The sequence below is a fragment of the Nonomuraea sp. 10N515B genome, from assembly GCF_052245915.1.
Taxonomy (GTDB): Bacteria; Actinomycetota; Actinomycetes; order Streptosporangiales; family Streptosporangiaceae; genus Nonomuraea.
Genome location: NZ_JBQQBQ010000001.1, coordinates 167,456 through 180,191, shown reverse-complemented (window position 1 = coordinate 180,191; position 12,736 = coordinate 167,456). Strand labels below are relative to the sequence as shown.

Annotated in this window: 4 protein-coding genes; 3 read left to right on the top strand and 1 reads right to left on the bottom strand. The window is 72.1% G+C overall.

The genetic code is table 11. The features are described from left to right. The first annotated feature begins 19 nt into the window (after positions 1-19). Positions 20-1,297, top strand: a complete 1,278-nt coding sequence (locus ACTWQA_RS00740; RefSeq protein WP_443157368.1) for an ATP-binding protein — start codon at positions 20-22, stop codon at positions 1,295-1,297. Here the strand turns inward: ACTWQA_RS00740 and ACTWQA_RS00735 are convergent. Next, a complete protein-coding gene (locus ACTWQA_RS00735) occupies positions 1,251-2,207 on the bottom strand; it encodes an LLM class flavin-dependent oxidoreductase (protein ID WP_443157367.1) in 957 nt (318 codons plus the stop codon). The two genes, ACTWQA_RS00740 and ACTWQA_RS00735, sit on opposite strands and share 47 nt — an antisense overlap. A gap of 270 nt (positions 2,208-2,477) precedes the next feature. Here ACTWQA_RS00735 and ACTWQA_RS00730 point away from each other — a divergent pair, with 270 nt between their 5' ends. Then, positions 2,478-7,316 carry an amino acid adenylation domain-containing protein gene (locus ACTWQA_RS00730; RefSeq protein ID WP_443157366.1) on the top strand — a complete coding sequence of 1,613 codons (4,839 nt, stop codon included), beginning with the start codon at positions 2,478-2,480 and terminating at the stop codon, positions 7,314-7,316. Continuing rightward, a complete protein-coding gene (locus ACTWQA_RS00725; protein ID WP_443157365.1) occupies positions 7,313-12,637 on the top strand; it encodes an amino acid adenylation domain-containing protein in 5,325 nt (1,774 codons plus the stop codon). Before ACTWQA_RS00730 ends, ACTWQA_RS00725 begins: the two co-directional genes overlap by 4 nt. Positions 12,638-12,736 lie beyond the last annotated feature (99 nt).

Below are 12,736 nucleotides of genomic sequence, written 5' to 3'. Positions count from 1 at the left end.
CATTACATGAGGGGGCGTGATGGATCACGACGCACTCATCCGGCGGCATCTGATCGACGTGATCCGCCAGCGGCTGGCCACTCGGCCGGTCATCGTGCTCACCGGCCCCCGCACGATCGGGAAGAGCACACTGCTCAATACGTGCGCTCGCAAACACCAGGTCCCGGTCATCGACCTGGACAGCCCGCCGGTACGACGGCAGGTCGCCGAAGACCCCACTCATTACGCCGCCGGTCCGCTGGAACCGGTCTGCATCGACGAGTTTCAGCACGTGCCGGAGATCCTCTCCGCCATCAAGGCGGAGCTCAACGTCGATCTGCGACCCGGTCGATACATCCTCACCGGCTCGACCCGCTACAGCGCACTTCCGCGGCTCGGGCAGGCGCTCACGGGCCGCGCGCACATCATGACCCTCTGGCCGCTGTCGCAGGGCGAGCTCACAGGGCATCGAGAGACGTTCATCGACGCGATGTTCGCTGACCCCGGCAGCTTGGTCACGGCGATCCCCTCCAAGACCACGCGTGCCGATTATGAGCGCATGATTCTCATGGGCGGGTTCCCTATGGTGCTGGACCTGACGGATGCCGAACGCGGTCCCTGGTTCAAGGATTTCGTGGACATGGTGATCGACCGCGACGTACTGGAGATCAGGAAGGTCAGGCAGCGTCACATCCTGCCGCTTGTCCTGCGTCACCTCGCGGCGCGCACGGCGAGCGTCGTCAACGCCGCCGACATCGCGCAGCATGTAGGAATCGATCAGCGCCTGGTGGGTGACTACATCACGCTGCTGGAGGCGGTGTTCCTCGCGCATCGGCTCGACTCCTACGGCCGGACGCTGAGCGGCAAGGTAGGGAGATCGCCGAAGATCCACCTCATTGACAGTGGGCTCGCCGCTCACCTGCTCGGTATCAGCCAACGCAAGCTCAACCGACGTGACCCTGCGACGCTGACCGAGTTCGGCAAGGTGGTCGAGACCTTCGTGGTCAATGAGTTGATCAAGCAAGCGGGTTGGGCCGAGTCCGTGGTGGAGTTCGCCCACTTCCGAACCCGCGATCAGCGAGAGGTCGACCTGGTCATCGAATCGAGCGAAGGCGAGGTGATCGGCGTCGAGGTCAAGGCGAAATCCTCGATCGAGGAGGCCGACTTCCGCGGCCTCCGCCTGCTCAGAGATCGGCTCGGCAGTGCCTTCGTGGGCGGGGTTCTTCTCAATCTCGGTCAACAGTCCTTCCGGCACGATGACAGGCTCTTCGTCATGCCCGTCGATCGGCTGTGGACCCCGCTTCCGACCTCATGGTGATAGCCCGCGCCACGGGCCTGGAACGTGGAGGCGGCAAGCGGAACAGGCCGTTGAGTCTGCTGAGGGCTTCGCTGTCGCCGGATGTCGATGCGGCGCCGCTGTCCACCGCCTCCGTCAGTGTGAGCCTCTGGCTGGTCAGGCCGAGGAACGTCTCCTCGCTGAGGGTGATGGTCGCGTCCGGGTGCTGGGCCGGTCCGTGGAGTGCCTCGATCGTCCCGTCGCCGATCCGGTGTGGAAGACCTCGTCGTCGATGCGGAACTCGTACATCGCGCGGAGCCCGGCGGCGGCCTCGGCGTCGAAGCAGGCCCGAAGGCCCAGCACCGCCCAGCCTGGGTGGAACGTCTCGGTCTCGCGTCGTTCGCCCATCGCCCACTTCAGGCCCCATCGGGCCAGCTCCAGGACCGCCGGACCGAGTTCCGCGCCGGCCTCGGTGAGGGCGGAGGTGGCGGGCTCCGGCCACGGCGTAGCGGGTCAACCAGTCGGCGGCCTGGCGAGGAGTGCCGGCGAACATGGCCTGGATCGAGGCGACGAACTCGAGCGGCGCGTTGTAGTAACGCTCGATGCTCTTCCGCAGGCGCTGACGTGCCTTCTCCGGATCCTCGTCCAGGCAGAGCGTCGCGTACAGGGCGGGGGTGACGGGACGGGGCGGGCCGCCTGGACGGTGGGGCGAGGGCTCGATCCGCACATCCGTGAAGGTGAAGTGCTCGCCGGTGTGGGACACGGTCTGCCCTGACCAGAGTCGCCGCATGACGTCGATCGACTCTTCCATGCGGCCGATGCGGCGGGCGAAGCCGATGGCGACCGCTGCGAACTGGGCCTCGGTGGCCGGGTTAGGGAATCCGCCGCCCATGCCTGCGATCAGCCGCCCCTCCGATAAACGGTCGAGGGTGGCGAGCTGGTGCGTCAGCAAGCCCCAGTTCCTCGGCCCGCCGCGCCTGGTCGACGAGCCGCCCCAGATCGTGCTCGCCGATAACCGACTGGTCGCGTGTGGGCAGCGCTGCCTGCGGCCGGGCGGGCGGACGGGAGGGGGAGCGGCGATGGCGGACACTACCGGAACGACATGACAGGTCACTCATTGTCATGATCATTGTTATGGTAACGGTATCTGACAAAGTCACGTCATCCGCGCGATCATGCGAGCCTTGCCGCCATCAATCGGAGCTGAACGGGGAGATCCTTCGTGGCTGGCATCCTGGAAACCGATCGCGTTCACCAAGCCATAGCGGAGCAGGTGCGGCGTACCCCTGATCGCATCGCCGTAGTGGCAGGCCGGACCCGCGTCACCTACGCGGAGCTCTACACCCGCGCCGAGCGGATCGCCGGCGAGTTACGTCGTCGTGGCACGGGACCCGGCGACTCGGTGGGCGTGTGCCTGGACAGGGACGACTCGCTGATCGCGGCGCTGCTGGGGGTGTGGCGGGCGGGGGCGGCCTATGTGCCGCTCGATCCGGCCTATCCGGCCGATCGGCTGGAGTTCATCGCCGAGGACGCGGGCATGGCCCAGCTGATCACCTCTGAGGTCGTGGCCCGGAGGCAGGAGGCGGTGCTGCGAGCGTCCGGCGCCGAAGCCCTGTTCGTCGAGTCCGTGGCCGGCGATGGTGCCGAGTCCATCGAGCAGGTGGACGGCGGCCCCGCGGATGCCGCGTACGTGATCTACACGTCCGGCTCGACCGGCCGCCCCAAGGGCGTGGTCGTCGAGCACCGCAACGTCATGGCGCTGCTGCGCTACGAGGCGACGCGGTACCCGGACGAGCTGGGCGGCATGCTGTTCGCCACGTCGGTGTGCTTCGATCCCTCGGTGACGCAGATGTTCCTGCCGCTGCTCTGCGGCGGGACCGTGATCGTCGCCGACAACCTGCTGGCCCTGTCCGCGCTGCCGGCCCGCGATGAGGTGACCACCGTGTACGGCGCGCCCTCCGCGCTGGTGGCGCTGCTCGGCGAGCCGCTCCCGGCCGGTGTCCGTACGGTGATCGCCGGCGGCGAGCCGCTCACCCGGGCGCTGGCGGATCGCATCTACGCCAACCCCGGCGTACGCCGCGTTGTAAACGTATACGGACCGACGGAATGCACGGTCACCTGCACCTCCCACGAGGTGCTCCGCGACGAGGAGGGCGAACCGCCGATCGGCTCGGCCTACGCCGGTTCCGTGCTCAGCGTGCGCGACGCCGGCGGGCGGCCGCTGGCCGACGGTGAGATCGGCGAGCTGTGGGTGGCGGGGCCGCTGGTCGGCCGCGGGTATCTGAACCGGCCGGCGCTGACCGCGGAACGGTTCGTGACCGACGACGAGGGCGTGCGCCACTACCGCACCGGCGACCTCGTCCGCCGCGAGAACGGGATCTGCTCCTACGCGGGCCGCAACGACGACCAGGTCAAGGTGGCCGGGTTCCGGGTCGAGCTGGGGGAGGTGCAGGGCACCCTGACCCGGCATCCCGGCGTGAACCACGCGGTCGTGCTGACCCAGAACGATGCCCGGGAGGTACGCCGCCTGGTCGCCTACGTGGAACCGGCCGAGGCGGGCGTCGGCGAGGCGGAGCTGCGGCAGTGGATGCGCGAGCGGCTGCCCGACTACATGGTGCCGTCCCGCATCGCCCTCATGGAGCGCATCCCGCTCGGCCCCACGGGGAAGATCGACCGGGCCGCGCTGCCGTCGCTGGAATTCGCCCCTGAGCTGGGCGCCTACGTCGCGCCGCGCAACGACACCGAGCGGCGGCTCGCCGAGATCGTCGGCGCGGTGCTCGGCGTCGAGCAGGTCGGCATCCACCACCATTTCATCGACCTCGGCGGCGAGTCGCTGGCCGCCGCCCGGATCTGCGCGGTCATCGAACGGGAGCTGGGCGCGCGGATGGCACTCACCACGTTCCTCGGCAGGCCGACGATCGCCGAGCTCGCCCCGCTCGTGGTGGCCGCCAAGGCGGAGGCCCCGGGGTCCCCCGCTCCCCGGCTGACCCGTCACCCCGGCAGGGACCGGTATCCGCTCACCTCAGCCCAGTACGGCATGTGGCTGTTACGCGAGGTCAGCCACACGCGCAACGCCACCACCCTCGCCTTCCGCCTGCGCCTCACCGGCCTCGACTCGGCCGAACCCGTCCAGGCCGCCCTGGATGCGCTCGTTCGCGAACACGAGGTGCTGCGCACCGTCACCGTGCTCGGCGGGGACGGCGAACCGGTCGCCGAGCTGCGGCCGCCGGCGCCGGTCCCGCTGGAGGAGCACGCGTACACGCCGGAGCCCGCCGGCCTGGCCGAGCGGCTCGCGGTCCACGGCTTCGACCTGTCCGCCGACGTCCCGCTGCTGCGCGCCGCCCTGCTCTGGCACGACGAGCGGACGGCCGAGCTGATCGTCGTCACCGACCACACCGCCTACGACGGCTGGTCCAACGCCACGCTCATGGCGGCGCTCACCGGAACCGTCGCCGAGCAACCCGTCCAGGTCGGCGACGTGGCCCTGCTCGAACAGGAGCTCGCGGGCGATCCGGACAGGATGGAACGACTGCGGGCGTTCTGGGCCGAGGAACTGGCCGGGGCCGCGCCGCCGTACGATCTGTCGACGCGCACGCCGAGCGGGCCCAGCCGCTTCCGCGGCACCCGGCTGGTGCACAAGGTGCAGGCGGGGACGGCGGCCAGGGCGGCCGAGCTGGCCGCGGCGACGGGCACGACCCCGTTCGCGGTCTACTTCACCGTGCTCGGGCTGCTGGTGGCGGCCCAGACCGACCGGCCCGACGTGCTGCTCGGCGCGGCCGTCGCCGACCGTGCCCACCCTGAGCTGGAGGGTCTCGTCGGCCCGCTCGTCGACGTGCTCCCCGTACGGCTCCGCCTCGACGGCGACTTGTCCGTACGACGAGCCATCGTGCAGTCGGCGGCCGCCACGACCCGGTCGCTCGATCACATCGGCCTCGCGCCCGGGGAACGGCTGGCCGTCTCCGGGATCGAGCGTCCACGGGGCACGATGCTCACCCCTGTCGTGCTGTCGTACCAGCCGCCTGCCGTGCCGGTGCGGCTGGAGCGCGACGGGCTCACCGTGGAGCTGCTCGGTGAGCTGAGCGGCGGCGGGGCGCAGGCGCCGTACACGGTGTTCGTGAACACGACGGTGGAGGGTGTCGAGATTCAGGTCGAGTACGACGTCGACCTCTTCACCCGGGAGGAGGCCGGGGGCTTCGCCGATCGGCTGATGCGGCTGCTCGAAGCCGCCGTGACCGGTCCTGACCTGCCTCTGTCGGCGTTCGAGCTGGTCACCGCCGAGGAGCGGGCCACGCTGCTGGCCTGGGGCAGCGGGGCGCCGCTCCCCGAGCTGGGCTCGGAGACCGTCGTCCATGAGGTGCTGGAGCAGGCGGAACGGCACCCGGAGCGGGTGGCCGTGGCGGACGGGGCGGGGGAGCTGACCTACGCCGAGCTGGCGTCGGCCTCGGCCCGCATCGCCGCCGCCCTCCGAACCGGCCCGGCCGCCCCCGAGGGAGACCAGGTCGTGGCCGTGTGCCTGCCGCGTGACAGGCGGCTGCCCGCCGCACTCGTCGGCGTGGCCAGGGCCGGTGCGGCCTACGTGCCACTCGAACCGGACCACCCGGCCGAGCGGCTGCGGCACCAGCTCGCCGACTCCGGCGCCACGGTCGTGCTCGCCGCGGACGACACCGTCCAGGTGGCGCGCGAGCTGGCCGCATCCACCGGCGCGACGGTACTGGACCTCACCGACCTCGCCGGGCTGCCCATGGGGGACGCGCCGCCCGCCACCACACCGGACGCTCTGGCCTACGTGCTCTACACCTCCGGCTCGACCGGCCGCCCCAAGGGCGTCGAGGTCACCCACGCCAACCTGGCCGCGTTCGTGGCGGCGATGCGGGTCATGCCCGGCGTCCGCGACGACGACGTGATGCTCGGCCTCACCCCGTTCTCCTTCGACGTCTTCGGCTTCGACCTGTGGGTCAGCCTGTGCAACGGGCTCCGGCTCGAACTGCTCGACCGTGCCTCGGCCGTCGACGGCCACGCGGTGGCACGGCGCATCGACGACTCCGGCGTCACGCTGCTCACCGCCACCCCGACCACGCTGCGCATGCTGGTCGCGGCCGGCTGGGCGGGCGGCGACCGGGTACGCGTGGTCAGCATCGGCGAGGTCCTCGATCCGGCCCTGGCCGGCGAGATGCTGCTCAGGGTCGGTGAACTGTGGAACTCTTACGGGCCGACCGAGACGACCATCTACTCCACCATGACGAGGATCGGCGTCCCCGTCGGTGACAGCGTGTCCATCGGCGGGCCGCTGCCCGGTGAGCGGGCTTACGTGCTGGACCAGGCGGGCCGCCTCGTCCCGCCGGGCGTCCCGGGCGAGCTGTGGATCGGCGGCGTTGGCGTGGCCCGGGGCTACCGTGGTCTCCCCTCGGCCGCGTTCGCCGGCGATCCGCCGGCTCCGGGTGAGCGCCGCTACCGCACCGGTGACCTGGCCCGCTGGCGCTCGGACGGCACGCTCGACTTCCTCGGCCGCCGCGACCAGCAGGTGAAGATCCGCGGTCACCGGATCGAGCTGGGCGAGATCGAGGCGGCGCTGCGGGAAAGGGTGCCGGACGCGGTGGTCGCCGTACATGACGAGCACCTCGTCGGCTACCTGATCGGCGGGACGACCGACGTCGGCGGGGTGGAGGCCGCGCTGCGGGAGCGGTTGCCCGACTACATGATTCCGCGCCAGTGGATGACGCTCGACACGCTGCCCACCACCTCCTCGGGCAAGGTCGACAGGGGTGCGCTGCCCAAACCGGACCGGGCGGCCACCCGCACCCTGGTCCCGCCGGGCAGCGACGCCGAGCTGCTCGTCGCCGAGGTCTGGCAGGCGGTGCTCGCCCTGGACGCGGTCGGCGTGGACGACGACTTCTTCGCGCTGGGCGGCCATTCGCTGGCGGCCATGCTGGTCGCCGGCCGCCTCAAGGAAGCGCTGGCCATGGAGGTGCCGGTGCGGTTGTTGTTCGAGCGGCCGGTGCTGGCGGCGTTCGCCTCGGCGGTTGAGGAGCTGCTGGTGGCGGAGCTGGAGGCCGGGCGATGACGGAGACGCAGGAGAGCCTGAAGGACCGGCTGGCGGTGCGGCTGGCCGCCGCTCGCCGGGCCGCGGCCCGTACCGTGCCAGGCATCCCTGCCAGGGCGGAGGGCACGCCTGCGCCGCCGTCGCCCGCGCAGGCGCGGCTGTGGTTCCTGGACCAGCTCGCCGAGCCGGGCGACCGGGGCGCGTACAACGTGCCGACGGCGGTCCGGTTGCGCGGCCCGCTGGACACGGCCGCGCTGCTGGCCGCCGTACGGGAGCTGGTCGAGCGGCACGAGGTGCTGCGCACGCTCGTCGACCAGGACCGCGCCGTCGTGGTCGGCGCCGACCGGGTGCCGATCACCGTGGCGGACCTGGACGACCCGGAGCGGCTGGAACGGGAGGCGTACCGGCCGTTCGCACTGGACGCCGAGCCGCCGGCCAGGGCCGTGCTCTACCGGCTGGACGACGACGAGCACGTTCTGCTGCTGACCGTGCACCACATCGCCTTCGACGCCTGGTCCAGGGAGGTCGCGATCGCCGAGCTGGCGGCGCTCTACACCGCCGGGCTCGGCCTGGGCGAGCGCCCGCCCGAGCCGCGTGTGCACTACGGCGACTATGCGCAGTGGCTCACCGGGCAGCCGACCGGCGACGTGACCTGGTGGACCGAGCGGCTGGCCGGTCTCGAACCGGTGCTCGACCTGCCGGCCGACCGCCCGCGCCCAGCCGTCGCCGACTGGGCCGGAGGCGAGGTGCCCGTCAGCATCGGTCCCGACCTGGCGGCCCGGGTGCGGGCGGCGGCCGCCGGAATCGGGGGCACGCCGTTCATGGTGCTGCTGGCGGCCTGGCAGGAGCTGCTCGGCCGCGTCTCGGGGACTGACGATGTGCCGGTGGGCGTCCTGGAGGCGGGCCGCCTGCATCCCGACACCGAGAAGATGCTGGGCTGCTTCGTCAACACGCTGGTCATGCGGGGCGACCGGACGGGCGACCCGACCGGCCGCGAGCTGCTCACCCGGGCCCGCGATATCGCGCTGGAGGCGTTCGCGCATCGGGAGACGCAGTTCGAGCGCGTGGTGGAGGTGCTGCACCCGGACCGCAACCTGGCCACCACGCCGGTCTTCCAGGCGGTGCTGAACGTCCTGGACACCCGGCCGGAGCCGCCGCGCTTCCCGGGGCTGGAGGCGGAGGTGTTCGAGCCGCCGCTGCGGAGGGTCAAGTACGACCTCAACCTGGCGCTGTCCAACGCCGGCGACGGTTACGAGGGCTCGCTGGCCTACCGCGCCGACCTGTTCGACGCGGGCACGGCGCGGCGGATGGCCGGCTGGTACGTGACGCTGCTGGACGGCATGCTCGCCGACCTCGACGCCCCGGTGGGTGCGGTGCCCTTGGAGCCGGTCACCGGCCCGCTGATCGCCGGGCCGCGCCGGGACTTCGACCTGTCCAGGCCGCTGCACGCCTGGTTCGAGGACTGGGCGGCCCGCACCCCCGAGGCCGTCGTCGTCGCCGACCCCAACGGCACGATGACGTACGCGGAGGTCGAGCGGCAGGCCAACCGGATCGCGCACCGGCTGGTGGCGGCCGGTGTCGAAGCCGACGACGTGGTGGGCATCCTCGCCGAACGGCACGGGCCCCTGGTTCCCGCGATCCTGGGCGTGCTCAAGGCGGGGGCCGCGTACATGCCGCTCGAACCGGCCTACCCGGACGACCGGCTGGCGTACATGGTGTCCTGCGGAGCGCGCCTGGTGCTGGCCGAGCGGGCGCTGGCCGGGCGGCTGCCCGGCGCGCTGGTCCTGGAGGACGTGCTGGCCGAGGACCTGCCGGAGACCGCGCCGGGCGTGTCCGTCGCGCCGGACCACCTGGCCCATGTGCTGTTCACGTCCGGCTCCACCGGGCGGCCGAAGGGCGCGGCGGTGGAGCACCGGGCCGTCCTGCACTACCTGCGTGCGGTGGCCGAGCGCCTCGACGCGAGCTCCGGCGGCCCGTACGCCTCCTGGGGCGTGGTCTCCACGATGGCCTCGGACCTGGTGATGACCTGCCTGTTCGGCGCGCTCCTGAGCGGCGCCACCGTGCACCTGGTGGACCAGGAGACCGCCACCGACCCCGACGCCTACACCGCCTACCTCGCCGCCCATCCGATCGACGTGATCAAGATGGTGCCCAGCCATCTGGAGCTGCTGGCGGCGCACGGCGAACTGGCCCGCATGTTGCCGGCCGAGCTGCTCATCCTCGCGGGCGAGGCGACCTCATGGGAGCTGGCCGAGCGGGTCAGGGCCGCCCGTCCCGGCCTGGAGCTGCAGATCCACTGCGGCCCCACGGAGACCACGGTGTCGGTGCTGAGCTGCGTCGCACCGCAGACCCCCACGGATTCCGCGAACGTCCCGCTGGGCCGGCCGCTGGCGAACGTGGACTGCTACGTCGTCGACCCGGCCGGCCGCCCGCTGCCCGCCGGCGTGCCGGGCGACCTGTGGATCGGCGGCCCCAGCCTGGCTCGCGGCTATCTCGGCCGCGACGACCTGACCGCCGAGCGTTTCGTGCCCGACCCGGTCACCGGCACCACCCGCTGCTACCGGACCGGCGACCGGGTACGGCTCAACGCCGACGGCATGGTCGAGTTCCTGGGACGGGTCGACGACCAGGTGAAGATCCGCGGGTTCCGGGTGGAGCTGGGCGAGGTCAAGAGCGCGCTGCACGACCAGCCGGGCGTGCTGGAGGCGGCGGTGCTGCCGATCGGGGAGGCGCACAACCGCCGTCTCGCCGCGTGGATCGCGCCCGCCACCGTCGACCTCGCGGCGGTTCGCGCCGGGCTGCGGGAGCGGCTGCCCGAGTACATGGTGCCGCCGGCCATCGTCGTCCTGGACACCCTGCCGCTCACGCCGCTCGGCAAGGTCGACCGGGCGGCGCTGCCCATGCCGGAGGCGGCCGCCGCGGCCGACCGGGTCCCGCCGAGCACGCCTGCCGAGGTGCGGATCGCCGCGGTCTGGGCGAGCGTGCTCGGCACCGATGACCTGGGCGTCGACGACGACTTCTTCGCCCTCGGCGGCGACTCGTTCATGGCGGTACGCGCGGTCAGGGAGATCGATCCGGCGCTGCGCGTGATCGACCTGTTCACCCGGCCGACGATCCGCGAGCTGGCCGCCCATCTCGATTCCGGCAACGGCGCCGAGCCAGGGCTGCTGCACCGGCTCGCCGGTCCCGCGACGGCGAGTCGTACCGTGCTGTGCGTGCCGTACGGCGGCGGCTCGGCCGCCGCCTACGGGCCGCTCGCCATCGAGTTGGCGGCCCGCCATCCCGGCACCGCCGTCCTGGCCGTCGAACTGCCCGGACACGACCCTGCCCGGCCCGACGAGCCGATGCTCACGCTGCCGGAGCTGACCGACCGGGTCGTGGCCGAGCTGTCCACCCTGAGCACCGGGCCGGTGGCCCTGTACGGCCACTGCGTGGGCTCGGCCGCCACCACCGAGCTGGCGCTGCGCCTGGAGGAGTCGGGCGTGCCCGTCGCCGGGTTGTTCGTCGGCGGCAGCTTCCCGGAAGCCCGGCTGCCCGGCCGGATCTCCGCCTGGTGGAACCGGAGGTTCCCGGCCAACAGGTGGTCCTCCGACCGGTCGCAACGCGACTTCCTGCGTACGCTCGGCGCCCTTGACGAGGACACCGGCGACACCGCGATCATGCTGCGTGGCCTGCGGCACGACGTGGAGGAGGCGCAGGCGTGGTTCAGCGGCGAGCTGGCCGCCGCGGGCGCGCGCAAGCTCGCCGCCCCGGTGCTGTGCGTGATCGGCGAACGCGACCGCTCCACCGAGCTCTACCAGGAGCGATACCGCGAGTGGGGCGCCTTCGCCGAGCGCGTGGAGCTGGCCACGATCCCGCGCGCGGGCCATTACTTCCTCAAGCACCAGGCGCCGCGACTGGCCGAGCTGATCGACGGCCATCTCGCCGACTGGGCGGCGGGCCGGCTGCCCGAGCCGGTCGCCGACGTGGAGGTGGTCGGCGAGCGCGCCCGCAGTGACCTGCGCCGTTTCTACACCGTGGCGGTCGGTCAGACCGCGTCGCTGCTGGGCAGCGCGCTGACCTCGTTCGCCCTGGGCGTGTGGGCCTACCAGGAGAGCGGCCGGGTGTCGGACTACGCGCTGGTTTCGATGCTGGCCACCCTGCCGTCGCTGCTGGCCTCCCCGCTCGGCGGGGCGGTGGCGGACCGGGTGGACCGCCGGCTGGTGATGCTGGCCTGCGACGCGGTGTCGGCCGTGGCGACGGCCGCGCTGGTGGCCCTGCTGGTCGCCGGGCGGCTCGAGGTCTGGCAGGTCGGCGCCATCTCCGGTGTGTTGTCGCTGGTGACGGCCTTCCACCGGCCCGCGTACCTGGCGGCGGTGGCCCAGCTCGTGCCCAAGCCGTACCTCATGCAGGCCAACGCGGTCGCGAACCTCGGCACCGGCCTCGGCATGCTCATAGCCCCGCTGGCCGGGGCGGCGCTGATCACCATGATCGGGGTGCACGGGGTGGCGGCGGTGAACATCGCCACCTTCGTCCTCGGCCTGTCGACGCTGCTGCTGGTGCGCTTCCCCGATCGGCTGTTCCGCCGGTTGGAGGAGACGTTCACGCAAGCCATGGCCGGCGGCTGGCGGTTCCTCATCCGGCGGCGGCCGCTGATGATCATGATTGGGTTCTTCGTGGTGGAGAACTACCTCGGCATGCTGGCCCTGGCGATCACCGTGCCCACCGTGCTGTCGTTCGGCGACGTCGCGGCCGTCGGCACGGTGACCGCGGCCCAGGGACTGGGCGCGGTGCTCGGGGCGCTGGTCATGGTGTTCTGGGGCGGCACGGAGCGGCGGGCGATCGGGATGGTCGGCTTCGTCAGCGGCTTCGGCTTCGGCATCCTGCTGATCGGCCTGCGCCCGTCGGTCGCCCTGGCGGCCTTCGGCGGCCTCCTGTCGTGGTTGTTCCTCAGCATCCTGAACACGCACTGGTTGTCGCTCATCCAGCTCAAGGTGGGACTGGAACTGCAGGGCCGGGTGCTGGCCACCAACCAGATGCTGGCGGTGTCCATGACGCCGCTGGCCTTCCTCACCGCGCCCCTGCTGTCCGACCTGTTCGGCCCGCTGCTGGAGCCGGGCGGGGCGCTGGACGGCACAGTCGTCGGGGACCTCGTCGGCGTCGGCCCCGGCCGGGGCGTCGGACTGCTGCTCGCCGTGACGGGCGCGCTCTTGGTGGTGTGGGGCGCCTTGGGCCTGTGGTACCGGCCGTTGCGGCGGATGGAGGACGATCTGCCGGACGCGGTGGCGGGCGCCGAGATCGCCGACGACCTCGACAGCGTCCAAGAGGAGGCGGACAGGGAACTGGCCGGCGTACGCACCTGATGCCGCACCACCGCGACAGCGAGGCCGTCCTCCGTGTGAGCGCCGTGAAAGGCCACGGCCGAGTCTTTGCTGAGAGACACCGGTAGGAGCCGGTCCCTC

Excerpts from the sequence above, each read along its gene's own strand:
- ACTWQA_RS00740 (WP_443157368.1), top strand. The coding sequence starts at position 20 with ATGGATCACGACGCACTCATCCGGCGGCATCTGATCGACGTGATCCGC.
- ACTWQA_RS00725 (WP_443157365.1), top strand. The coding sequence starts at position 7,313 with ATGACGGAGACGCAGGAGAGCCTGAAGGACCGGCTGGCGGTGCGGCTG.